Raw genomic sequence first — 26,747 nt, 5'->3', positions numbered from 1 at the left:
GTGCCAGCATATAGAGATGAAAGTGGAAACAAAACTTGGTATTGCAGGTTTTATTATACCAACTGGAAAGGAGAAAAATTAACTAAGAAAAAACGTGGATTTTTAACAAAAAAAGAAGCATTAAAATGGGAACAAGAATTTTTAAATCAACATTCTGAATCAATTGAGATGACCTTTAGGGAGTTTTTTGAACTTTACAAGAGGGATAGAAAACCAAGAATAAGAGAAAATACTTGGAGGACAAAAGAAGCAATTGTAAATCAAAAAATACTTCCCTATATTGGTGATTTAATGCTTAATGAGATTAATAATGTAACCATTATTCAATGGCAAAATGAGCTTATGAAGATTAAGGATAAAAATGGGAAGAACTACTCTCCTACTTATTTGAGAACTATTCATGCCCAGTTATCTAGTATTTTAAATCATGCTTGCAGGTACTATAATTTAAAAACTAATGTTGCTCGTGATGTCGGTTCTATGGGTGAAAAAGAAGCTGATGAAATGCTCTTTTGGACTCAAGATGAATACGAAAGATTTATAGAAGCTATAAAAGATAAACCTGAATCATTCTATGCTTTTGAACTTTTATATTGGTGTGGTCTTAGAATGGGAGAATTATTAGCTTTAACAAAAGAGAAATTTGATTTTGAAAGGCATACATTAAAAATTGATGAATCTTTGCAAAGAATTGATGGGAAAAATATAATAACAGCCCCTAAGACTAAAAAAAGCATAAGGACAATAGTTATGCCTGAATTTTTAACTGATGAGATTAAAGAATATATTGATAGCTTTTATAAGTTAAAACCAAAAGACTTAATATTTAATTTTTCTAAGAGTTACCTACACCATGAAATGGATAGGGGATCTAAGAAATCTCAAGTAAAAAGAATTAGAATACATGATTTAAGGCATTCTCACGTTTCTCTCTTAATTGAACTTGGATTTTCTGCAACTGCAATAGCTGATAGGGTTGGACATGAATCGATTGATATAACCTATAGATACGCTCATCTCTTCCCTAGTAAGCAAAAAGAAATGGCTTTGTCTTTAACACAAGTAAGAAATAATAAGGCAAATAACTGGAAAGATTTATTAGAAGAGGATGATAAAGATGTTTAGAAGACATTCATTAGATGAAATTTCTAAAAAAACGAGAAATAAAGACAAAAATAGAAAAAGAAATCGAATTTTAAACTTTAGAGTATCTGAAGAAGAATATGATCTAATAAACAAAAAGATTGAAATCAGTGGACTTAAAAAACAAGATTATTTTCTACAAATGCTATTAAATCACGAAGTTAAGTTAGTAAGTGATTATAGACTTTCTGATAATATAGCCAAGGAAATATTTCAACTAGCAAAAGCTATTAAAAAGTTTGGCAAACTCAATGACGATGAAACTGATATTTTAATCTATATTTTAGAAATATATGAAGAAATCAAAAAAGAAAAAAGCCCCTACTACAAAGAGTAAAGGCATGCACTCCTGTGAGAAGTGTTCTCTAGACAAGTTCATTTTACCACAGGAGTCTTATTTATACCAGACAGGAGGATAAAATGGAGAATAAATATAAAACAATAAAGAGATTAGATGGTTGTAAAAAGAAGAGGAGTAAGGCTTATGACAGATATTAAATTAAAATTCCCAGAAATAGATCAGACTTACGCCTTTTTAGACTTACAAACTACAGATAAGGGGACGGTTAGACAAATTACTGGGAATATTGTAACAGCTATTTTAAATCCCAAATATTGTCAAAATCAAAAAATAATTGAGGGACAAATATTCTTTGATAAATTTACCAATGAAATAAAATTCCAGGGGAAAATTATCGGAGAAAGAAATATAAAGGAAAATCAAATACGACTTTGGGATGATTCTTTAAACAATAGACTGGGCTTAGAGATAGAAAAACATTTTGGAATTAATTATAACGCCAATAAAATGTGGGAAGCTATTCGTTTTGTAGCTCACCAATATGAAGTGAGTCCGCCAAAGCAATATCTTCAAAATTTAAAATGGAATGGAGATAAAAATGCCATTAGAAAACTTTTACCAAAGTATTTGGGAGCAGATGATACAGAGCTTAACAATTGGATAATGCAACATATGATATTGGGCATGATAAAAAGAATTTTCAATCCAGGAGCTAAGTTTGATGAGATGATTGTTTTAGTTGGTGGACAAGGTATAGGCAAATCGACTTTTGCAAGATACTTGTCCATAACAGATGATTGGTTTTGCACAATTGAAAACATTCAAGGCAAGGATGCCGTCATGAACCTTATGGGTAAAACTGTCGTTGAAATCGAAGAATTTGTTGCTTTAAGAAATGCAAAATCGGCTAATGAAGCTAAATCTTTTTTATCAAAATTAAGTGATAGGATAAGAATACCCTACGAAAAATATGCAACAGATGTGCCTAGAACTTGTATCTTCATAGGGACATTAAACGAAAGAACTTTTCTTAATGATCATACTGGAGAAAGAAGATATTTGCCTGTGGAATGCAACCCAAATAAAAGAGTAAGGACTATATATCCAGATAAAAATAATAAGGAAAAACTCTCGGATAAAGAATATATATCTCTTATAAGAGATGATTTTAACCAGGCTCTAGCCTTTGGATATGAAATCTTTAAAAACAAGACTCACGCATGGACTATACCAAAAAATCTTTTAAAAGACTTGTATAAGGAACAAGAAAAATTCAAATATCTAAACCCAGATGTGGAAGACATTAGATATTTCTTAGAAGAATATAAGCCAAAAAGTGCAGATCCAAATATAACTTGTTTCAAAGAACTAACCATGCAAGGCTACCAAATAAAATCAAAATCCTTTTCAGAAATTATGGATAATTATTTTCAAGAATGGATTCCAGTTAGGTCATCAAAGACCAAGAGAATATCACCAAGTGGAGTCTCAATTCCAGTAAAACTATATTATGAAAAGAAAATAGAAAACGAAACTGACTTTATAGAAGCTGACAAGAATTTATTGCCAGAAGAATGGCAAAAAGAAAATCAATTAGAAATAGATACAGCAAATCAAGTAAAGATACAAATGTAACTTTGTAACCTGTAACCTATTGTTATAAATCTTCTTAAATTAGGATTACATAAATTAATGGCTTGATAATAAGGAGTTGTCACAGACTCTTAAAACAAGCTCGCCTAATTTTGGAAGTTTTTATTTTGTGAGTTACAGTTACACTTATTAATTCCTATTTGAAAAAATATTAAAAAATAGATTAAAAACTCGTTAGTAGTAGCAAGCACAGTAAGTGAGTACCCACTTACGAAAAAATCAAAAAATCAATAGTTATTAAGGCTATATAATTTTATGATTTTTTCCTTGTTAGGGAGAACCCTAAGACCCCAAAAGATAAGTTAAAAGGAGAAATATATGGATAATAGAAAAAGAAATAATCAACTAAAAATATATTTAACAGATGAAGAAAAAGAAATTTTTGAAAAGAAAATGAAACTTGCAAACTTCAAAACAATGTCCCACTTTCTTAGAAAATGTGTATTAGAAAAAGAAATTTATATTGTAGACCTAGAACCATTTAGAGATCTCCAATGGCTACTTTCAAATGCAACAAATAATATAAACCAAATTGCAAAAGCTACTAATACAACTGGTGTTATTTACAAAAAAGATATTGACTATATGAGAGAAAAAATAGAAAAATTGGTAAAAGAGATATTGGATATACATTCCCTGTTATTAAGAAAATAATTATTTAATTAGTTCGAGATAAGAGAATAAAAGCCTGTTAAAAGAATGGTTTTAATGGTATAATTAAGACAATATAGATAAATATAGGGAGTTGTTTCAAATATCTCATGCTGAAATTTAGTTATAAAAAATTGTTTAAAAAACTTATAGACTTAGAAATGAAAAGTACTGAACTTATGGACAAAGCACAAATAAGTAAAAGTACATTTTATAAAATAAAAAATGGACAAAATGTTACTACAGATGTGCTTTTAAGAATTTGTAATACACTGGATTGCGATATATCAGATATTGTTGAATGTGAAAAAACTAGCACAGAAAATCATTAGTTAAAATGTAAGGAGAATAATTTGGGAAATTCAATTTTAAATAAAGCAAAATACAGTAAAAGCAATACCGATGAATGGTATACAACTTATGAAACTGTAGAAAAAGAATTATCTAATTATATGCCTCAATTTAAAAATAAAATTGTATTATGCAATTGTGATGATCCTTATGAATCTTCATTCTCAAAATATTTTTTGAATAATTTTAATAAGCTAGAGCTTAAAAAACTTGTTTGCATATCTTATGGGAAATCAAAGATGCATTCGTTAGATTGTGATAGAGGCTTGGTGTTAGAAATAGACCATTTACCAGATTCATTATATGGTGAAGAAATAGAGAAATATATAAAAGAGAACAATTTTGTAAAAAAATTACTTGGAGATGGTGATTTTAGAAGTGAAGAATCTATTAAATACCTAATTGAATCCGATATTGTGGTTACAAATCCACCTTTTTCTAAATTTATTGAGTTATTTTCTTTAATATCTCAATATAATAAAAAATATTTGTTAATAAGCAATCAAAACGCTATCACATATAAAGAAATATTCCCCTATATAAAAATGAATAAAGCTAAAATTGGATATCATTTTGGAGATATGCAGTTTAAAGTTCCTGCTGATACCGAGCCTAGAAGAACAAGATTTTGGATTGATGAATCAGGTCAAAAATGGAGAAGTATAGGAAATGCTATGTGGTTAACCAATTTAGATATAAATAAAAATATTAACCAACTAATTTTAAAACATAAATACGTTGAGGGTAAGTATCCTAAGTATGATAACTTTGATGCAATTCACATTTCAAAAGTTTCAGAAATTCCATACGATTATGATGGAGTAATGGGTGTACCTATTACTTTTTTAAAATATTATGATGAAAAATCTTATGAGATAATAGGAGAAGCCAATCATGGATCAGATAATGAGTTTGATTTATTTAAACCAGTTATTAATGGCAAAGAAACTTTTAAGAGAATACTGATTAGAAAACGAAAGAGAGAATCTTATGAAATTTAGAATATTAGATTTATTCTGTGGTGCTGGGGGCATGTCTTATGGAATGCATAAAAATAGCAACTTTACCACGAAAATAGCATTAGATGTAAATGACAAATTAGCACAAACTTTTATTAAAAATATGCCTGATGCTAAAGTGATAATAGGTGATATTAGAGACAAAAAAATTCAAGATAATATAGTTGATTTATCTATAAAAAATAAAGTTAATATGATTATAGGTGGACCTCCTTGTCAAGGGTTTTCTTTAAAAGGCAAGAAACTTGGCTTAAAGGATCCTAGAAATTTTCTGTTTATAGAATATCTTCACATAGTTGAAAGAATAAATCCTGAAGTATTTGTCATTGAAAATGTCAAAAATTTATTAGCTACTTCCAATGGATGGTTTAAAGAGCAAATTATAAAAGAAATTAAAAATTTAGGATATAAAGTTAGTTATGGAATCGTAAAGGCAAGTGATTATGGGGTTCCTCAAAATAGAGAGAGAGCCATCTTTATATGCAGTAAGAGTAGTACAATTGAGTTGCCAGAACCTTCGGCAATTAAACCTGTTACTGTTAGGGAAGCTATTGGTGACTTATCTTTTTTAAACTCTAATGAGGGAGATTTTGAACAAGATTATAAAATCAATCCGAATTCAGAGTATCAACAGAATATGAGACATGGATCTAAAAAATTATATAACCATAAAGCGTCAAATCATTCTGATGTAGCTATTAAAAAGTTAAGTATGATTCCACCTGAAAAAGGAAAAGAGTATTTGCCTGATCACTTATTAGGGAATCAAAAATTTAATTCTACATGGGGACGTTTAAAATGGGATGAACCATCTCCAACGATTGATACAAGATTTGATGCCGCATCAAATGGTACAAATAATCACCCATATCTTAATAGATCAATAACACCAAGAGAAGCTGCTAGGATACAATCATTTGATGATAATTTTATTTTTTATGGTAATAAGGTTGATATAAGAACTCAGATAGGTAATGCAGTTCCACCATTATTAGCAAAAGCTATAGCTGATCAAATATATAATGCTTTTACGAATACAGAAAGTGAGGAAATTTAAATGAATAATCAAATGGCTTATTTAATAGGAATGATATTAGGCAACGGAGAAATACAGAGAAATAAAAGAGACACAACAATAACTATAGAAATTCCTCATAAAAATTTAAAAGATGACGATGGCTTAGAGGTATCGGTCTATGTTAAAAGTAGCTTGGCTGATATTAGGAATGTTATAGAGCCTTTGATAGGTCACTCAATTCCTATAACACAAACAAAAAGAGCTACAAAAATTTCTTTTACAAAATCAAATGAAGATTATACAATGAGAGAAATTTTAAGGTTTATAGGAAATGGTGTCCATCATTCTACTATGACAATGAATGATGATTTGTTCAATATAACTACTGATGAGAAAAAAGAATTATTACGAGGAGTAGCTGATGTTACTGGTTATATAAGAAGAAGTAATATGGCATACGGTCAACAGGGACAGCATAGAGTTTATATTGAAATACCAGGGAATTGGCAATTTGTTATTGATATTGCAAATATGCTGAAAACATTAGACATACCAATACAGACAATAGATTTTGGTCATCCGAATTTTAGAGATTCAAACTTAAAAAAATATAATGAAGGAAAACCAAATTATTGGAAAAAAGAACATCAAGTAAAAATATGGGCAAATGAATTTCTACCAATTGGATTTAACATTGTTCATAAGCAAAGAGCCTTAGAAAAATATGCGGAAGAATTGTTAGAATATATGGATGAAAATAAAACACATAAATTTTATTGGGAAAAACCAGTAAGAATAAGAAAAAAAGAAAAACATCCTATGGAAAATGATTCTAGTCTGCCTTTAAAAATACGTGGAAAACATTATGATTCTTGGACAGATTTAGCAAAGGATTTAGGGTATGCTGAATAAAAATGTTAAATTTGAAATTGAACTCTATAAACCAATGTGCAAATGGTTAGGAGTATACCTTAATGATAAATATAAGAATAAAGATTGTACTATTATTATTGAAGATAGTCATGCTGTAGACTTGGATTCTGTTTTGAATAAACACGATGTAATTAAATACTATCCACAGGCGGTAGGATTAAATATACAAATAGATGTTTTGGGTATAGTTAAAGAGAGTGATAAAGCAGAAATTTACTTCATTGAAGCTAAAAAAACAGCTTTAAATTTACATGATTTAGGTCAATTGCTTATATATTGTAAGTTGTGTAATCCGGAAGAAGCTTATTTACTATCATCTAGTGGCTTAGGTAGCTTAAATAAGATATTAAATAACCTAAATAGAGAAGATCTACTTGATTATGGAAGTGGTAGAAGAATTAAAAAAATTAAAGTTGCAAGGTGGGACATCGCTAAAAATGGTATAGATAACCATTCTATTGTACCTAAAATATGATGAAATTTATTTGGTAAGAAATGAGAAAATTCCAGCCTTGGTTATTTATGAATTTGATACAGGCGAAAGATTTGAGCCAGACTTTTTGTTGTTCTTACAAAAGAAAGGTGTAGATGGATATTTTAGAGAACAAATTTATATCGAACCTTAAGGAGGCCATTTACTAGAAAAAGACAAATGGAAAGAAGATTAAAGAATTGGTAGATAATAAATCTCAGTATACAGATTGGTCGAATAGAAACGATATTAAGTCACAATTAAAGATGCATTTAGTTATCTTACTATATGAAAATGGATACCCATCAGAGTGGAATGACGAAGTATTTAATATTGTCATGGAACAGGCTGAGAATTTTAAAGAGAATATTTATTAAATAGGGAAGGAGGTGTAACTTGAAACAGCATAAGTTTGATGAGTTTACTGTATATCATTCAAATGATAATGAAAGATATAGCATTATATATGCGAATTTTACTGAAGCAGATAAATTTATTGAAGGGTTAGTTGAATATATTTTTAGTGAACAGAATCTATTGTTTTATACAGAAAATTTAACTGGAATCGATTTTAATCCTGGAGACAAAGAATATGTTCACTTATATAAGAATATTTCATATTTTTTAAATGATGAGTTAGAAAAAATTCCCATGACCAATATTGATGAAGATTTGAAAAAAATTTTGAGCGATGAATATGACTGTATTGAAGAGCAGGGAAAGTTTATAGTTCAAAATGATAAGATTGGGAAAATTGGGGAATATGTTTTCCATTTACTTCTTAGTAAGTATTTTCAATACCGTTGTATTATTCCAAAGTTTACGCTCACGACAAATAGAAATATGAGTGTTTTTGGAATTGATGCGCTGTTTTATGATCAAGATAATTCTGAAATACTTTTCGGTGAGTCAAAGTTTTCTAACAGTATTGATAATGGAATAGAATTAATAAATGTCTCCTTACTGAATTATGAGCATCAAATAGCTGAGGAATTTTTGTTAATATTATCAAATAGTTTCTTACAACTAGATTCACAATTTATGAAGTCGTATGGAGATAGTATAGAACTATGCTGTTCATTTGATCAGTTTGCAAAGATGGAGGGGATTCAATCAGTAGTTATTCCTGTATTTATAGCACATGGGGGTGAAATAGATACTGATATTGAAAAAATTCTAAATGCATTTGACAAGATAAAAATTAAAAAGATAGCAGGATTTAATACGAAATACTTATTTATTTCCCTGCCCGTAATAGATAAAAGAATATTTGTGGAATATGCAATAAGATTGGCGGTGAAGAAACAAGATGAATACAGAAGAAAAATTCCATCAAATTGAGAAATATAGAGATTCATTTATACTTGAGCTTCATGAAAGTTCCAATCGAACAGTTTTTGCCAAAAAAAATTCTGAGAACTTATTTAATCTAGGATTGACTATGTATTCAAAAGAGTATTCTTTACAATCAGCAATATATAACGGATTTGCCGTTAGTTACTTAGATGAAAACATCTCTCTTCACCCTGAACAAATGAAAATTTTAAATAAAATATCTGAAAATATAGGGACTATTTTTAGTGCTCCAACGAGTTTTGGTAAAACTTTTGTGATTTTTGAATATATAGTTAGGTACAAACCTAAGAATGTTGTACTCATTGTGCCTACATTAGCCTTAGTTGATGAATATAAACAGAGGGTGATTAACAAATATAAGGAAGAGTTTTCAGAATATCGTGTTTACTTAAGCATTAATCCAGATGGACAATATGATTTTTCAAAGTATAATCTTTTTATTTTAACTCACGATCGTGTCGTTACTGAGGATGCTGACAAAATCTTAAGTGAAATAGATTTTTTAGTTATTGATGAAGTTTATAAGTTAAAGAAAGACATGTCGAATGATAGAGTCCTTATTTTAAATCTTGCGTATAAGTTATTAGCAGAAAAAGCCAGGAAATATGTTTTGCTAGCACCGTTCTTGAAAAATATAAAAAATATTGAAAAACTTAAATCGGAGCCGAACTTTTACTCAAGTAATTTTGCTCCTGTAGTAAATGAAGTTATAGAATATAAAATACTGGATGAGCGTGATAGGGAAGAAAAAACTTCAGATATTTTACTCAATCTCAAAGGAAAAACGTTAGTATATTTTCCAACAGTTAGTAGCCTTAACAAATATGCTAGAAGTATAAATATTTTAAAAGATATAGCTCCCAACCCTATTCTTGAGGAGTTTATAGACTGGGCAAAAGAGGAAATACATGAAGAATGGTCGGTGTTAAAAGCGCTCGAGAGAGGAGTGTTAGTTCATAATGGTCAGTTGCCTCTGGGAATTAGAATGATTGTTCTTGAATTATTTAATGATTTAGAAAGCAATTTTGATGTTATGTTATGTACATCTACTTTGCTAGAAGGGGTTAATACAGCTGCAGAACATATAATAATTACAAAGCCAGCAAGAAGTACTAATGAATTTGACGCTTTTGATTTTTTCAATTTAGTTGGTAGAACAGGTAGGTTATATAGATATTATTTAGGTACCGCACACTATATACGTGGGCCAGAAGATCGAGAGTATCTTAAAGGAGAAGCGCTAAAATCAATTGAATTTGAAGTTACTTCTGAATCAATTGACATGGATATTAATAATGGGCATTATCAAGATCATCCTGAGTTTATTGAATTATTAAATAAACTAGCTATTTCATACGAAGATTATAAAACTAATTTAGCAACAGTTTGTAGATTTTCAACTGTAAAATTTATATATACAAGATACCAAAATAATAAATCAGAATTAATAAACGCTATTAAAGAATTTAGTGAATTAGGTCAACAAAGTAAATTGAAATTGATAAGGCCACTCTATAAGATTATTGAAAGTAATACTTATAATAGTTATTTAAATACTTATATTATAAACGTGTTGACATATAAGACTGCTCCGAATATTCGACAGACAGTTGAAAAAACAAGAGAAGCTTTTAAGAAAACTGATATTGATTTAGATAGAATTATTACTACGACTATAAAAATGAAAAGTAGTTATATAGAACATGAATTTTATAAAAAAATATCCGTTGTTCTATATTTTATGAAGTTGGAAGGGTTTGCGAAATTAGTTGAAATTGTAGAAGAGAACCTGATGACTAATATTGAAAAAGTGTATTTTATTAATTCACCATCAAAAAAAATTCTTAAAGATATTGGAGTTTATGATAGAGACATTAAAATAATTTCAGCAATTATTAATGAGGATTTTGAAACTGTAAACGAGTTGAAAAAAAGAATACAAGAGAATTTTCATAAAATTGAGCCAAAAATAGGGATAGTTTCAAAGTATATTTTAAGAAGACTTATTGAATAGTCTAAATATCAATCATTATTAATGATGAAAACTAAACTGAAAACGGAATAGAAATAAGTTCTAAAAGGAAGAATTAGTTACCGGAATAGATGTGGTTGATCATGATGAATACATTCAAAATCTAAATGATGAAATTTCGGATTTATATTCATCATATTATAAAATTGATTGCAATGATGAACCCGTATATTTTGACAAGGAACAAGAGAAAAAAGATAAATATAAAATGCTTGATCTACTTGGAAAACTTATGAAAAGATTTTATGAAGTAAATGACGGATCCTTTGAGATTGATGATAGAGAAACTGAAAGAGTTAAAAATTTATAAATTTTTGACCGGTACTGGGACTGGGACGGGACTAAAAATCCTAAAACGTCCTATAATTAGGTGGATTTAGTGGTACTACAAAAAATAGAATCCAGTATTTTGAATGATTTGGGATATATCGTACGTTTGGAAAAGAAGAGTGGGAATAAATTTGCGGTCTAAATGGCGACCTAGGCTTGTTTCGGAAGTACCTCATTGCGGCGTATCTAATGTACGCCTCATTCCGGCACTTCCTGCACTTCGTCTATTTATAACATTTTTCCTCGCAAATTGTTGTGGTATTAAATGACGAAATAAACTTGATTCGCCGTCTCACAACCTCGACGTACTAATTGTACGACTCGGCTGCGAGACTCCTCATCGGCGTCTAATCCATCCATTTATTTCCGCAAATTGTTGTAGCATTTTAAATGTCGAACTAGGCTTGTTTCAAATAGCCCTCGTTGCGGCGTACTTGTTGTACGCCTCACTGTGGGCTTTTTTGCACTTCGTCTATTTATAACATTTTTCCTCGCAAATTATTCAGCTTGTTTGGAAAAAATATAGTAGAAATTTTAAAAACTCACAAAATATACAAGAATGTTATTATTTGTGAGTTTTTTGATTGGAGATAAAATCAGAAGTCGACATTTGTCGACAGTTGATTTTCACTAAAACAGAAATGTTGTAGTAGATTTCTGATTTATCAAAAGTCAAATAAGATAATAGAACTAGCATATAGAGTATATGTTTCAAGACAAACTGTTTCAAATTGGGAAAATAATAAAAATTATCCAGATATAAATGGTAATGTATTACTAAGTGAAGTTTTTGAAATATCCATTGATAATTTCATTAAAGGAGATCTTGAACAGATGAAAAAGGCAATTTACAGGAAAAATCTCACACTCTCGGGGATTTTTCAAAAAGCTTAACCCTCTATTTTTATAAACATCCATAATTATTAAGGTTTATTAGGTCAATCTCTTCTTATAACATCTATGTAAAAATTACTTCATCCAATAAACATCAATTATTATCATCAAATTATAAATATATATTCTGTAAACAATTCAATTTTCAAGAAAATGTGATATAATAATAAACAACAATATGGGAATTTTATTTGAAAGGATACCGTTTTCATATAAGAGTTGATTTTACAAATTCACTCAATATAAAACTAGGGCTCACCTGCTTTTCCCTAAATTGTAAATTGCTTGTTGGTTATTATGTTGCATGTAAATTATTTTAACGAGAACTATTGATTCTAGCTGGTAGATCATGTTTTCAATACCCATGTTATGCCATGTTAGACTTTGAAAAAAAGGAGGAAATATGAAATAGAAACACAAACACTTTGGAAAAATTTTGTTGTAAGTATTATTAGCTGTCGCTTTTATCGTTTTTTCTGGTATAAAGCCAATCTATGCTAACATACTATTTGAAAAACAAGGAGGAAGTATGAAAGATAAACACAAGCACTTTGGGATAATTTTGTTTTCAGTATTATTAGCTGTCGCTTTTATTTTTCCTGTTATAAAGTCAAGCTATGCTAACATATTATTTGAAAAACAAGGAATCAATGAGTATCATTTCTATAATGACTCAATAGAAAACAAAGATTCAGCCAAAGAAATACAAAAACAAATAATTGTCGATAAAGGAAAAATATCTGATCCTGGCCATGTCTTCAAAGATAAAAGCAAAGTTTTGGAGAAATGGCAAGATGAAGAAGGTAACGACATCAAATTTGATACGCCGATAGAAATTAAAGGTAACGACAAAAAAATAATTAAAGTTTACCCAGTTTTCAAAAACCAAGTAGTAATAACCTACTATATAACTGGCAGTACAAATGATAGAGTTTATATGACTGACACCATCACTGATGCTAGTTCTTATAAACTACCAGTAGAGCCTACAATTTATGATGCTAATAAATACTTCGTAAATTGGTCAACATCTAAAGACGGCTCATCTGGCCTTTATGATGAAAATTCTTTGAAAAAAGATATTGAAGCAGGAAAAACTGACATTAAACTTTATGCAATTACAGAGTCTAAACATAAGGCAACATTTATAACAGGGGACGGTGCAAGCTTCCAAGATCAAATATTTGAAGGTGAAGGTAGTAAGCTTGAGAAAATGCCAGAAGATCCTACAAGAGAAGGCTATGAATTTAGCTATTGGTCTTTGACAGAAGATGGAAAGCCTGTTGATCTTAAAACTTTAGAACTAAACGAAGACATTGATGTCTATGCTGTATGGAAACCAGTTGTAGTTGACTATAAATTTAAGGTTATGGTCCAAAATATAAATGATGATGGCTACACTTTCCATGAAATAATATCAGCAAGAGGACTTAATGGAGAAAAAACAAGCCTACCTTTTAAAGGAAGTGAAAATCCAGATCCTAAAGTTGCTCCAACTGGTCCAATAGTAGAAGATATTAAAAATCTAACAGAAAAAGATGGCCGCTTTAACAATGGCTACAATAGTAAAGATAAAAATGGAAACATGGATCACAAATATACTAATCCTCAAACCCTAGATTATTTAGGCTTCCATTTAAATGAAGAAAAAACAAAACAAGCTTTTGAAACAATAGAAGCTGATGGCAGCACAGTTGTGCCTGTCTATATGGATAGAAATGTTCATACTATATGGGTTTATAAAAATGCAAGTGCAATTAGTTATTATCAAGCTAATTGGGTCAATGCTACAGATCAAAATGGAAATATTCACGTAGATTTGCGTTACGGTCAAAGTTCTGAAACATGGTTTGATAAGCTTGATAAAAACTATGTTTACTATATGGACAAAAACATAGGATCTTTCTATACTAGAGCACCAGCAATGGGTGATAAAGACATCTACATGTATAGAGTTTATGCTCAGGGTACAAAATATCAACTCCGCTTTGTTGAATGGGACCCAAGTAAATTTAATGCACAGATAAACTCATCAAATCTTGGAACCTTGCAATCTACCCTTGGTACCATGAAAGAAATTGGTAAAAGAGTAAGCTTCCAAAACTCTGAGTGGTACATGAATTGGAATGGACAAAAATATAGAGTCTTTGAACCATACAACAATAATTATCAACAAGTCACATATTCTTGGGTGGATAAAACTGACCATGTAGATGACATAAAAGGATTCCAACCTAAGAAAGGTGATATGTCTCGAGATGGTTTGCAATCAGTAAATGTAAATAACCCTGCATTTAGAGATTATATGTTTGCCGCAGGTAAAGGGTTAGGAGGTTATCAAAACTACACAGGAACACCATATATAGAAGATGGTTCTTATGTAGGTTTCTTATTCTACGAACGCAAAACTTATAATATAAATTATTACTCTGGTAGTACAAGATTAAAATCCAATCCATACAAATACGAGGCTGATACAAGCGATTTTGGACTTGGTTATGAAAAAGGAGTAACCACAAATCCTAAAAATCCTAATCAAGTATTTATGGGTTGGTATGAAGACTCAACATTTAGCGTAGAACACAAACATGAAAATGGAGCAAAAATGCCTGCTCATGACATTACAGTCTATGCAAAATGGGATTCTCGTCAATACGAAGTGACCTTCCACACCAACCAAGATGACTATGAAAAAGATATAGAAAAAATAACTGAAATTCCAGAAGATGGCACTCTTTATGATGGAAAATATAAAGATGCCAAAGCTAGCAAAGAGAATTTCCCTCAACCAATTCAACCAGAAGGCGCAACAGAATTTTTGGGATGGTATGAAAAAAATCAATATGGAAGATATGTAAAAGCAAATCTTCGCAAACAAATTAAAAATAATGATACTCACTTATATGCTAAGTGGAAATATGGTTATTTAGAATTAAAATACGATTTGAACTTGCCAGCTACTGACAAAGTTGAAGGAACTGCTCCAACAGATTCAAACACTTATATCAGAGATGCCAAAGCACAAGCTCAGGATATAGGAAAAGTTAAAGTAAATGGCGGCAAAAAAGTTTTTGTAGGTTGGAGTGAAACAAAAGATGGTTCTAGCGGACTAATTCTACCAAGCGAAACTGTCCTAATGGATAAAAATAAAACTCTTTACGCTCAATGGAAAGAATTTCCAGATCTAGCAACTACAAAAGTAACTTATGATCCAAACGGTGGCACAGGTAAGCAATATACAGTTGAAAATATAATTGTAGAAGACTTCCATAAGGTCCTAGACAATGATAAAGACGAAAATCTTAAATACAGCCGTGAAGGATATGTCTTTAAGGGCTGGAGCAGAGATAAAGCTGCAACAAAAGCTGAATTCCAAGCAGGTGAAGAGGTCAATGTCAACCAATTAGAAGAAGATAAAAATAATTATATCTACGCAATCTGGGCTCCTATCATCAATTACACAACTGATGGTAATGGACAAGTTAAGGAAGGCGAAAACTTTGTAGATAATACAAAAGAAGGAGTTGAACTTAAAACAAATCCAAAGGGCACAGAAACAAAAGCAAATGAAGGATATAAATTTAGCCACTGGACAGCTGATAAAGAAATCACATTAAATGATGGAACAAAAATTCCTGCTGGAGGAAAAATTACTGAAGAACAATTAAAACAAGCAGTAATCACAGAACCACTTACATTTAAAGCTAATTTTGTAAAAGATGAATTTAAAGTAACACATGAGTTTAAAGTAGCAGATGATTCTCCAGTTAAAGAAATGCCAGCTGATGTTAAAACAGCCGTTGATGCCCAACTTCCAGAAGATAAAACAGCAGAAGATGGCAAAATAGTTACACCGGGAGAATTAAAAAATCCAAAAGACGTAGAAGATAAAACAAATGACGGTGTTTGGAAATTCGAAGGTTTCAAAGATCAAGATACAACTACAGACGAAGTAGATGCAAAAGTAAACGGAGCTGATGTAACATTCGAAGGAAAATGGAAATTCACACCAAACGAACACAAAGTAACATACGAATACGTAAGTGGAACAGAAGGTAAAGAATTACCAGAAGCATTAAAAAATAAAGCTCCAAAAGAAGCAACTGGAAAAGTAAAAGGTGATACAGTAACATCCCCAGTTCCAACAGGCGATGACGCTACATTTAGAGATGATGTAAACAAGGGAACTTGGACATTCAAATCATACGACAAAGATTCAGTAGAAATCACTAACAAAGACGAAAACGTAAAAGGAACATGGGAATTCACACCAGATCCAGAATACAATGTTAAACATAAATTTGTATCTGCAACAGAAGGCAAAGACCTTCCAAAAGCTGTTACAGATTTAACACCAAAAGATCAAACAGACAAAGAAGATGGAAGTGTTGTTAAACCAACAGCTCCAACACAAACAGAAGTAAAAGATACAGACAATGATGGAACATGGACATTCGAAGGCTACAAAGACCAAGATAAAGATACTACCGAAGTAGATGCAAAAGTAAATAGCGCAGATGTAACATTCGAAGGAAGCTGGAAATTCACACCAAACGAACACAACGTAACTTACGAATACGTAAGTGGAACAAAAGGCGTAGAATTACCAGAAGCATTAAAAGAAAAAGCACCAAAAGACGTAACAGGCAAAGTAAAAGGTGAAACAGTAACATCCCCAGTTCCAACAGGCGATGACGCTACATTTAGAGATGATGTAAACAAGGGAACATGGACATTCAAATCATACGATAAGAATGACGTAACAATCTCTAACAAAGACGAAACCGTCACAGGAACATGGGTATTCACACCGGATCCAGAGCCAGAAAAATACAACGTAACACACAAATTTGCAAGTAAAGATCCAAATAAAGAACTTCCACAAGCCGTAAAAGATTTAACACCAAAAGATAAACCAGATAACGAAGATGGAAGCACTGTAACTCCTACTGCCCCAACACAAAAAGAAGTAGCAGATACAGAAAACGATGGAAAATGGACATTCGAAGGCTATAAAGATCAAGATACAACTACAGACGAAGTAGATGCAAAAGTAAACGGAGCAGATGTAACATTCGAAGGCAAATGGAAATTCACACCAAACAAACACAACGTAACTTATGAATACGTAAGTGGAACAGAAGGTAAAGAATTACCAGAAGCATTAAAAGCAAAAGCTCCAGAAAAAGTAACAGGCAAAGTTAAAGGCGATAAAGTAACATCCCCAGTTCCAACAGGTGAAGATGCTACATTTAGAGATGATGTAAACAAAGGAACTTGGACATTCAAGTCATACGATAAGAATGACGTAACAATTTCTAACCAAGACGAAAAAGTCACAGGAACATGGGTATTCACACCGGATCCAGAGCCAGAAAAATACAACGTAACACACAAATTTGCAAGTAAAGATCCAAATAAAAAACTTCCACAAGAAGTACTTGATCTTCTACCAGAAAATCAAACTGGAAAAGTTAAAGGCGAAGTAGTAAAACCAACAGAGCCAGAAACAAAAGAAGTAAAAGTTGAAGATGGAACATGGAAATTTGTAAGTTATGACAAAGATCAAGAAACTGTCGATAACAAGGATGTAGAATTCACAGGAACATGGGAATTCACACCTAATCAAGATCCAGAACCAGAGAAACACAACGTAACCCACAAATTTGTAAGTAACGATCCAAACAAAGAACTTCCACAAGAAGTACTTGCTCTTCTACCAGAAAATCAAACTGGAAAAGTTAAAGGCGAAGTAGTAAAACCAACAGAGCCAGAAACAAAAGAAGTAAAAGTTGAAGATGGAACATGGAAATTTGTAAGTTATGACAAAGATCAAGAAACTGTCGATAACAAGGATGTAGAATTCACAGGAACATGGGAATTCACACCTAATCAAGATCCAGAACCAGAGAAACACAACGTAACCCACAAATTTGTAAGTAACGATCCAAACAAAGAACTTCCACAAGAAGTACTTGCTCTTCTACCAGAAAATCAAACTGGAAAAGTTAAAGGCGAAGTAGTAAAACCAACAGAGCCAGAAACAAAAGAAGTAAAAGTTGAAGATGGAACATGGAAATTTGTAAGTTATGACAAAGATCAAGAAACTGTCGATAACAAGGATGTAGAATTCACAGGAACATGGGAATTCACACCTAATCAAGATCCAGAACCAGAGAAACACAACGTAACCCACAAATTTGTAAGTAACGATCCAAACAAAGAACTTCCACAAGAAGTACTTGCTCTTCTACCAGAAAATCAAACTGGAAAAGTTAAAGGTGAAGTAGTAAAACCAACCGCACCACAAACAACAACAGTTAATGTAAAAGATGGTACTTGGACTTTTGTAAAATATGACAAAAATCAAGAAACTATCGATAACAAGGATGTTGAGTTTACAGGTACATGGGAATTCACACCAAAAACCACTCCTACTGATTACAATGTAAATCATAAATTTGTATCATCAACAGAAGGCAAAGAACTTCCAAAAGCTGTTACAGATTTAATACCAGACCAAAAAACTGGTAAGAAAGATGGAGAAACTGTAACTCCTACTGATCCAGCACAAAAAACAGTCGAAGATACAGAAAACGATGGAACATGGACATTCGAAGGTTATGATGAAAATAGTAAAACTATTGATAAATCTGATGTAACATTCGAAGGAAAATGGAAATTCACACCAAATGAACACAAAGTAACTTATGAATACGTAAGTGGAACAGATGGTAAAGAATTACCAGAAGCATTGAAAGCAAAAGCTCCAGAAGACGTAACAGGCAAAGTAAAAGGTGATAAAGTAACATCCCCAGTTCCAACAGGCGATGACGCTGAATTTAGAGATGAAGCAAACAAGGGAACTTGGACATTCAAATCATACGATAAGAATGAAGTAGAAATCACTAACAAAGACGAAAACGTAAAAGGAACATGGGTATTTACACCAGATGTTGAGGTAGTTACTGAATATGTCGATGAAGAAGGTAATACTATTGCTCCTAAGGAAAATGGAACAAAAGACAAAAAAGATATTGATGGATATGAATTTGTAGAAACAAAAACTGATGAACAAGGAAATACAAAACATATCTACAAGAAAGTCACACCACCTGCTGATGTAGTTACAGAATACGTTGACGAAGATGGTAATACTATTGCTCCTAAGGAAAATGGTAAACAAACTAAAAAAGACATTGATGGATATGAATTTGTAAAAACCGAAACTGATGATAAGGGTAATACAAAACACATCTACAAGAAGAAAACTACTACTCCTACACCAGCTGTAGTAACAGAGTACGTGGATGAAGATGGTAAGACTATTGCTCCTAAGGAAAATGGTAGACAACCTAAAAAAGATATCGAAGGATATGAATTTGTAAAAACCGAAAAAGATGAACAAGGAAATACAAAACATATCTATAAGAAGAAAACTACTCCTACTACAGAGGTAGTTACTGAATATGTCGATGAAGATGGTAATACTATTTCTCCTAAGGAAACTGGAACAAAAGACAAAAAAGATATTCCTGGATATGAATTTGTAGAAACAAAAACCGATGAACAAGGAAATACAAAGCATATCTACAAGAAGAAAACTACTTCTCCTACAAAGGGTGACAATCCTAAGACAGGTATATCAGGTTTAGATAATTTTGTTATCCTAGCCTTTATTGGTTCCGCTATAGGTTTATATAAGACTAGAAAATACAAAAGATATAATATGTATGAGAAGTAAAAGACAAAAAGCCTTCCTTAGGGATGGCTTTTTGTTATGTTTAAATAAGTAAAATAACTATTTACTAATCAATTATAGAACTTGAAAATAAAAATAAAATTATGAAAAAACTAAAAAGTGTAGAAGTGCTTAATTAAGAATGGATGCAAATGATAAACAACAAGTGGTCCAATAGTCGATTAATTCTAATCGAAAAATGGACCACTTACTTTAGTTTGTACTCCGTAAGTGAAATATAGGTGAGGCTAATAATCTTATTTTATCAATAAAAAGTTTTTAGAAGACTTTGATAAAAGCAAATATATCTTGAATTAAATAAGAAATTGAATACTTAGAAACTTTAACATTTGTAGATAACAAAGAAAATATTATCTTAATAGTGACACCTAAATATGGTAAAACTCATTATGCGACTGCCTTAGGTATTAAGGCATGTATTGCAGGAAAGAATATACTATTTATTTCAGTTTCTAACCTTGTAATAGAATTACGGTAGGCTATGAGTAAAAGTCACATTACTAACTACAAGAAAAAATTTGAAAAACACGACTTAGTACTCTTTAGGTTATGTTTCATTTGATAAGATAGGATGTTAGATTCTTTTTAACAACAGATTTAAATTTTGAAAGATGGGGGGAAGTTTTTAAAGATCCTATGCTAACTGGGACTATAGTAGATAGACTTGCTCATAGAGCACATATTATGGATATCAAGGGAAAAAAGTTATAGAATGGAAGATACAATGGAGTGGTCAAAGAATCTATTAGCTATATGTAAAACACATTTCCCTTAAGGGAAGGACAATGTGATTAATTTTTCGGTTGACATTTAAATAAAATTCGTCAAAATGACAAAGGGAGTCTAATTTTCAATAAAGAAGTCATATTATGATGCGGTTAAAGATGTACATTTCTGTTATTAAATTTAATTCCTGTACTGGGACGAGACTAAAAATTTGAAAACGTCCTATAATTAGGTGGATTTAGTGATACTCTAAAAAAATAGAATGCAGTATTTTGAATGGTTTGGGATATACTATACTTTTGGAAAAGAAGAATAGGAATAAATTTGCGGTAAAAATGTCAAACTAGGCTTGTTTCGAAAGTACCTTCATTGCGGCGTGCTTCACGTACGCCTCAATATTGGCTTTTCTAGATTTTGTAGCGCTAATTAACGCAAAAATAAAAATACGTTAAAGTTCAACGCAAAAGTGCAACGTAAAAAAATACGTTGCACTTTTGCGTTGTTTTTGTTACGATAAGATCATGGAGGTGAGAATATTATCATGAGAGAAACATATAATCTAGAATTTAAGTCAAAATTATCAGATAGTTTTTTAAAAACAGTTAGTGCATATGCTAATTATAATGATGGAATTATTCAATTTGGAGTAGATGATAGTGGTGAATCTTTGCATATTAACAATTTAAAAGAATTGGCATTAAGGCTAGAGAACAAAATAAATGATAGTATCAATCCGATACCGGAGTATAACATTGAAATAGATGAATATAATGAAATTGTTTTACTAAAAGTATATGAAGGGGAGTTAAAACCTTATTTTTACAAGGGCAAGGCCTATATGAGAAGAGACTCTTCAAGTTTACCTGTAGACGATAGAGAAGAATTAAAAAGACTTATACTAGAGGGAATGAACCAAAATTATGAAGATTTGCCATCTAATAATCAGAATTTATCTTTTAACATTTTAGAAAGTGAATTACAAGAAAAGATGAATATAGATAGCATAAGTCTGAACATCTTAAAAACATTGGGACTATATGATGATAAAAAAGGATATAATCTAGCGGCGAATATTATATCGGACGAAAATAATTATAAAATCTTTGATATTGTCAAGTTTGGAGCTAATATTAACGAGTTTAAAGAAAGAATCATAATTGAAAATACTTCTATACTTAGTGCCTATTATAAAACTATAGAAGTGTTTAATAGGTATTTTAAGTATGAAAAAATTGATGGATTTGTTAGAAAAACTATTGAGCTTATACCTGAAGATGCTTTCAGAGAGGCCATAGCAAATGCGCTTGTTCATAGAGATTGGAGTATCTCTGCACCGATTAAAGTTGAATTACATGATCAATATATCGACATTTCATCCCCAGGTGGCTTACCTAAGGGAATAAGTAATGAAGAATATGTTCGTGGTCAAATTTCTATTCTCAGAAATGAGAAGATAGGAAGTTTATTTAATAGACTAGGGTTAATAGAAAAATTTGGAACAGGGATAAGAAGGATAAAATACTTATATCAAGGAAGAGCTAAACAACCTCAGTTTCAAACTTATCCTAATTCAATAATGGTTAGGCTGCCTATTCTTATTGATAAAGTAGAAGGAATAAGTAAAAATGCGTCTATTATCCTACAAAAAATACCTAGAAATAAAGAGTTAAGTAGAATGGAAATTGAAAAAATAACAGGTTTTGATAAATATAAGACCCTTAGAGAACTGGAAGAATTAATGAGCGAGGGATTAGTTAAGAAAGTAGGACGAGGTAGGGGAACAAAATATATAAAGTTATAGATAAGCGAAAGCATTAGATATGACACTAATATGATGAGATATAAAACAAAAATACGTTAAATTGCAACGCAAAAGTGCAACGTAAAAAAATACGTTGCACTTTTGCGTTGTTTTTGTTACGAAAAGAAATTTCTTTTAATTAAGAGTTGGGAAGGGGAAGTGAGAAATGAGAGGTTAGAAGTGAGATGTTAGATGTTAGAAGTTATAGAAAATAAAGCAATAAGCTGTTACTTTTTGAGAATCTTCGACTCAAATTTTTTGAAAGAATTTTCCATTAAGAATGACATAGATGAGAGAGTGTAAAACTATTTAAAAATTGAAATATTTTTTTATAATTCTATTGATAATTGCATTTAACTATGGTATACTAATGATAGTCAAAGAAAGTCAAAGTCCAAGGAGGCATTATGGAATATAAAGATTATTATAAGATATTGGGAGTGGAAAAGTCTGCTTCTGATAGTGATATAAAACAAGCATATAGAAAACTTGCAAAGAAGTATCATCCTGATTTAAATCAAGGAGATGAGAAGGCATCTGAAAAGTTAAAGGAGATTAACGAAGCTTATGAGGTGCTAGGTGATAAGGAAAAGAGAAAAAAATATGATACTTTTGGCTCTGGTTATAACTTTACCGGTGGTCAAAACTTCGATCCATCTGCCTATGGATTTGATTTTTCAAATTTTGGCAATGGATCATACACCTACACAACTAGTGGTGGGGAAGGTTTCTCTGACTTTTTCAATATGATCTTTGGTGGTTTAGGTGGTGGAGCTAAGGGCTCTGGCAAGAACAAGAGGGATATTTTTTCTGGTTTCACCGGCCGCTCTAAAAAGAAAAGGGAAAGATATGACACTGAAATTTCCATTAGCTTAAAGGAAGCTTATGAAGGTGCAGAGAAGACTCTTGCGCTAAATGTAAATGGTGAAAATAAATCGCTAAATGTAAAGATTCCTAAGGGGATTCTTCCAGGCAAGAAGATTAGGACCAAGGGCGAAAAGATTGGTCTTGATGGTGACATCTACATCAAGGTAAATGTTATTGATTCTAAAAATATTCTTGATGGTCTCGATATAACTAAGAAGATTGAAGTGTATCCATGGGATGCATATTTTGGTCACAAGGTTGTTGTGGACACTTTAGAAAAGAAGATAAAAGTAAGTGTGCCTAAGGGCATTAAGTCCGGACAAAGAATAAAATTGTCTGGTAAAGGCTTTAGGGATATGAAGGGAAATAAAGGGAATTTATATTTGGAAGTTCAAATTGTAAACCCTGAAACCTTAAATGAAGAACAAGAAGAATTATATAGAAAATTAAAAGAAATGTAGTAAGGAGGGATAATATGGATTTAAACAAACTTACTAAAAAATCAATGGAAGCGGTGCAAGATGCTCAAAATATTGCGCTAAAGAATAAAAATCCTGAGATTTCTGATTTACATCTTCACTATGCACTGGTTGCAGATGTTGAAGGTATAGTTAATAAGACTTTGGAGAAGATGGGAGTTGATATGGAAAGCTACCTTAAGGACTTGAGTTATGAACTTGATAGACTTCCTAAGGTGGACAGTGCATCAAATATTTATCCGTCTCAATTGTTCCAAAGAATTATTTTGATTGCAGAAGATGAAGCAAAGAGGATGAAGGACAGTTTTATTTCTGTTGAACATATCTATCTTGCATTAATAAAAGAAAAGAATATGACTTTTCCTGAAATTTTGAAAAAATATAATATTACTGCCAAGGGTTTTGAAAAGGTTCTTGCGGAAATTAGAAAGGGTAACAGAGTTGAAACCGATGACCCTGAAAGCTCCATGAATGCTTTGGAAAAATATGGAAGGGATTTAACCGAAGAAGCTAGAAAGGGAAAGATTGACCCTGTAATTGGTAGAGACGAAGAGATAAGAAACTGCGTTCGAATTCTTTCCAGAAGAACCAAGAACAATCCAGTTTTAATTGGTGAACCTGGTGTTGGTAAGACAGCAATTGTTGAAGGGCTAGCTCAAAGAATTGTAAAGAATGACGTTCCTGAAACACTTAGGGATAAGACCATCTTTGCACTGGACTTGGCGTCATTAGTTGCTGGAGCAAAGTATAGAGGTCAATTTGAAGAAAGACTTAAATCTGTTTTGAAAGAGATTGAGGAGTCCGACGGTGAAATAATTTTATTCATTGACGAACTTCACACTCTAGTTGGAGCGGGAGCATCTGAAGGGGCAATGGATGCATCAAATATGTTAAAGCCGATGCTTGCAAGGGGAGAAATCCATACAATTGGTGCAACAACCCTTGATGAATATAGAAAATATATTGAAAAGGACGGCGCGCTAGAAAGAAGATTCCAAAAGGTACTTGTAACTGAACCTACTGTTGAAGATACAATTTCAATCTTGAGGGGAATTAAAGAGAAATACGAAATACATCATGGTATTAGGATTTCTGACAATGCAGTTATTGCATGTGCCACACTTTCCAATAGATATATAACCGATAGATTCTTACCTGACAAGGCAATCGACTTAATGGACGAAGCCTCTGCCATGGTTAGAACTGAAATCGACTCCATGCCATCATCTCTTGATGAAAAGAAGAGAAAGGTATTGCAACTTGAAATTGAAAGGGCTGCATTAAAGAGGGAAGACGATTCATTGAGCAAGAAGAGGCTTGAAGATTTGGAAAAAGAACTTCAAGATTTGAAGAATGAATATGACTTAGAGTATGAGGACTGGAGAAATAAAAAGTCTGAAATAGATGAAGTAAAGGAACTTAAGGCTGAAATTGACAGAGTTCGTATTCAAATGGAAGAAGCGGAAAGAAACTACGACTTTGAAAAGCTTTCAAAACTTAGATACTCCACACTGGCAGAACTTGAAACAAAACTTGCACAGGCAACTGAAAATGTAAAGAACAGCGACTCTTCACTAAAGGAAGAAGTAACTGAAGAAGAAATTGCAGAAGTCGTATCAAATTGGACCCATATTCCAGTAAATAAATTGGTTGAGTCTGAAAGAGATAGAATATTAAACATGGATGAAGTTCTTCACAAGAGAGTTATCGGCCAAGAGGAAGCTGTGGAAGCAGTAACTGAAGCCATAATCCGTTCAAGATCTGGCATAGGATCATTCGAAAAGCCAATTGGATCATTTATATTCCTAGGACCTACAGGAGTTGGTAAGACCGAACTTGCAAAGGCACTTACAGAAGCCATGTTCGATGATGAAAAGAACTTGATTAGAATAGATATGTCTGAGTATATGGAAAAACATTCCGTATCAAGACTTGTAGGTTCACCTCCAGGATACGTTGGCTATGAAGAAGGTGGACAATTAACAGAAGCGGTAAGAAGAAAACCATATTCAGTGGTGCTATTTGACGAAATTGAAAAGGCACATCCAGATGTGTTTAATATCTTACTTCAAGTGTTAGATGATGGTAGACTAACAGACAATCAAGGTAGAACAGTGGACTTTAAAAATACCATTATAATTATGACTTCAAATATTGGTTCAGAAAATCTTCTTGATGGTATTAATCAAGATGGAGAAATATCTGAAGATGCAAGGGAAGAAGTAATGGATAAAATGAAGTTTACATTCAGACCAGAGTTCTTAAACAGAGTGGACAATATCGTGTTGTTTAAACCACTAACAGAAAATGAAGTTTATGATATCTTAGATAAAGATATGAAGGAAATAGAGGACAGACTTTCAGAAAGACAAATCACTGTTGAACTTGACAAGGTTGCAAAGGAACTTATTCTTGCAAGGGCCTATGATGTTCACTATGGCGCAAGACCAATTAAGAGATTTTTACAAAAGTATGTGGAGACAGAACTTGGAAGAAAGCTTCTTAAAGGGGAAGTGTCCGATGAAGATAGAGTTGTAATAACAGTGAAAGATGGAGAACTTTCAATAGAAAAAGAATAGATAGAAACTGCTCTCGTGGGAGGGCAGTTTTTTTGCTTAGAAGTGAGATGTGAGAGATTTGTTTGACAATAGAGCTGTCACCTTTAGTGACACTTTCCTTACGGAAAGAGAGATTCTTCGATTCGAAAATTTTTTCAAAATTTTCTCCCTCAGAATGACATTCAGGATAGAGAATATCTATAGTAGAACGAAAACATGTCGTATTTGTCATCTTGAGCGAAAAAATTCCAGAGGAATTTTGGAGTCGAAAGATCTCAAAAAAACAAAAGCTTTTTTATTACTTCATTTCTAACATCTAACATCTAACCTCCTATTTCCATTCATGCTTTCACTCTTTAATTGACAACTTAACTAAATCATTATATAATCGTTGAAATTAC

Annotated in this window: 18 protein-coding genes and 1 pseudogene; all 19 read left to right on the top strand. The window is 31.7% G+C overall.

Annotation, left to right across the window (positions count from 1 at the left end):
- Positions 1-1,125 (top strand): site-specific integrase, encoded by a 1,125-nt coding sequence (locus L6651_RS04535; protein WP_237036814.1) that lies wholly within the window; start codon positions 1-3, stop codon positions 1,123-1,125.
- Positions 1,118-1,480 carry a plasmid mobilization protein gene (locus L6651_RS04530; RefSeq protein ID WP_070640727.1) on the top strand — a complete coding sequence of 121 codons (363 nt, stop codon included), beginning with the start codon at positions 1,118-1,120 and terminating at the stop codon, positions 1,478-1,480. Before L6651_RS04535 ends, L6651_RS04530 begins: the two co-directional genes overlap by 8 nt.
- 147 nt (positions 1,481-1,627) lie before the next feature.
- Positions 1,628-3,079 (top strand): virulence-associated E family protein, encoded by a 1,452-nt coding sequence (locus tag L6651_RS04525; RefSeq protein ID WP_237036813.1) that lies wholly within the window; start codon positions 1,628-1,630, stop codon positions 3,077-3,079.
- A 336-nt stretch (positions 3,080-3,415) separates the two neighbouring features.
- Positions 3,416-3,751, top strand: a complete 336-nt coding sequence (locus tag L6651_RS04520) for a plasmid mobilization protein (RefSeq protein WP_237036812.1) — start codon at positions 3,416-3,418, stop codon at positions 3,749-3,751.
- Positions 3,752-3,858: 107 nt separating this feature from the next.
- Complete coding sequence (locus L6651_RS04515; RefSeq protein WP_237036811.1) at positions 3,859-4,080, top strand: helix-turn-helix domain-containing protein; 222 nt, start codon at positions 3,859-3,861, stop codon at positions 4,078-4,080.
- A 21-nt stretch (positions 4,081-4,101) separates the two neighbouring features.
- The gene (locus L6651_RS04510) at positions 4,102-5,100 is read left to right on the top strand and encodes an adenine-specific methyltransferase EcoRI family protein (protein WP_237036810.1); all 999 of its coding nucleotides are present in this window, start codon (positions 4,102-4,104) and stop codon (positions 5,098-5,100) included.
- Positions 5,090-6,175 carry a DNA cytosine methyltransferase gene (locus L6651_RS04505; RefSeq protein ID WP_237036809.1) on the top strand — a complete coding sequence of 362 codons (1,086 nt, stop codon included), beginning with the start codon at positions 5,090-5,092 and terminating at the stop codon, positions 6,173-6,175. The genes L6651_RS04510 and L6651_RS04505 overlap by 11 nt, the downstream gene beginning before the upstream one ends.
- Positions 6,176-7,048, top strand: a complete 873-nt coding sequence (locus L6651_RS04500; RefSeq protein ID WP_237036808.1) for a hypothetical protein — start codon at positions 6,176-6,178, stop codon at positions 7,046-7,048.
- Complete coding sequence (locus L6651_RS04495) at positions 7,038-7,544, top strand: hypothetical protein (protein ID WP_237036807.1); 507 nt, start codon at positions 7,038-7,040, stop codon at positions 7,542-7,544. The genes L6651_RS04500 and L6651_RS04495 overlap by 11 nt, the downstream gene beginning before the upstream one ends.
- A gap of 188 nt (positions 7,545-7,732) precedes the next feature.
- Complete coding sequence (locus L6651_RS04490; RefSeq protein WP_255784943.1) at positions 7,733-7,918, top strand: type I restriction enzyme endonuclease domain-containing protein; 186 nt, start codon at positions 7,733-7,735, stop codon at positions 7,916-7,918.
- Between the two features lie 19 nt (positions 7,919-7,937).
- Positions 7,938-8,882 (top strand): Hachiman antiphage defense system protein HamA, encoded by a 945-nt coding sequence (locus L6651_RS04485; RefSeq protein WP_237036805.1) that lies wholly within the window; start codon positions 7,938-7,940, stop codon positions 8,880-8,882.
- Positions 8,851-10,911 (top strand): DEAD/DEAH box helicase, encoded by a 2,061-nt coding sequence (locus L6651_RS04480; RefSeq protein WP_237036804.1) that lies wholly within the window; start codon positions 8,851-8,853, stop codon positions 10,909-10,911. Before L6651_RS04485 ends, L6651_RS04480 begins: the two co-directional genes overlap by 32 nt.
- A 91-nt stretch (positions 10,912-11,002) precedes the next feature.
- Positions 11,003-11,239: an RNA helicase gene (locus tag L6651_RS04475; RefSeq protein ID WP_237036803.1), complete on the top strand. Its 237-nt coding sequence runs from the start codon at positions 11,003-11,005 to the stop codon at positions 11,237-11,239.
- Between the two features lie 1,443 nt (positions 11,240-12,682).
- Positions 12,683-19,897, top strand: a complete 7,215-nt coding sequence (locus tag L6651_RS04470; RefSeq protein ID WP_237036802.1) for an SHIRT domain-containing protein — start codon at positions 12,683-12,685, stop codon at positions 19,895-19,897.
- 322 nt (positions 19,898-20,219) lie between these two features.
- Complete coding sequence (locus tag L6651_RS09480; RefSeq protein WP_416389101.1) at positions 20,220-20,393, top strand: ATP-binding protein; 174 nt, start codon at positions 20,220-20,222, stop codon at positions 20,391-20,393.
- Positions 20,394-20,509: 116 nt separating this feature from the next.
- Positions 20,510-20,626, top strand: a pseudogene (locus tag L6651_RS09475) (ATP-binding protein); the annotation flags it as partial.
- 556 nt (positions 20,627-21,182) lie between these two features.
- Positions 21,183-22,442: an RNA-binding domain-containing protein gene (locus L6651_RS04465; protein ID WP_237036801.1), complete on the top strand. Its 1,260-nt coding sequence runs from the start codon at positions 21,183-21,185 to the stop codon at positions 22,440-22,442.
- Positions 22,443-22,849: 407 nt separating this feature from the next.
- The gene (locus L6651_RS04460; protein ID WP_237036800.1) at positions 22,850-23,770 is read left to right on the top strand and encodes a DnaJ C-terminal domain-containing protein; all 921 of its coding nucleotides are present in this window, start codon (positions 22,850-22,852) and stop codon (positions 23,768-23,770) included.
- Between the two features lie 14 nt (positions 23,771-23,784).
- The gene (clpB, locus tag L6651_RS04455) at positions 23,785-26,367 is read left to right on the top strand and encodes an ATP-dependent chaperone ClpB (protein ID WP_237036799.1); all 2,583 of its coding nucleotides are present in this window, start codon (positions 23,785-23,787) and stop codon (positions 26,365-26,367) included.
- The last annotated feature ends 380 nt before the right edge of the window (positions 26,368-26,747 follow it).

This window comes from Mediannikoviicoccus vaginalis (assembly GCF_928097925.1).
Classification (GTDB): domain Bacteria; phylum Bacillota; class Clostridia; order Tissierellales; family Peptoniphilaceae; genus Mediannikoviicoccus; species Mediannikoviicoccus vaginalis.
This window is presented reverse-complemented; position numbering and strand designations above follow the sequence as displayed.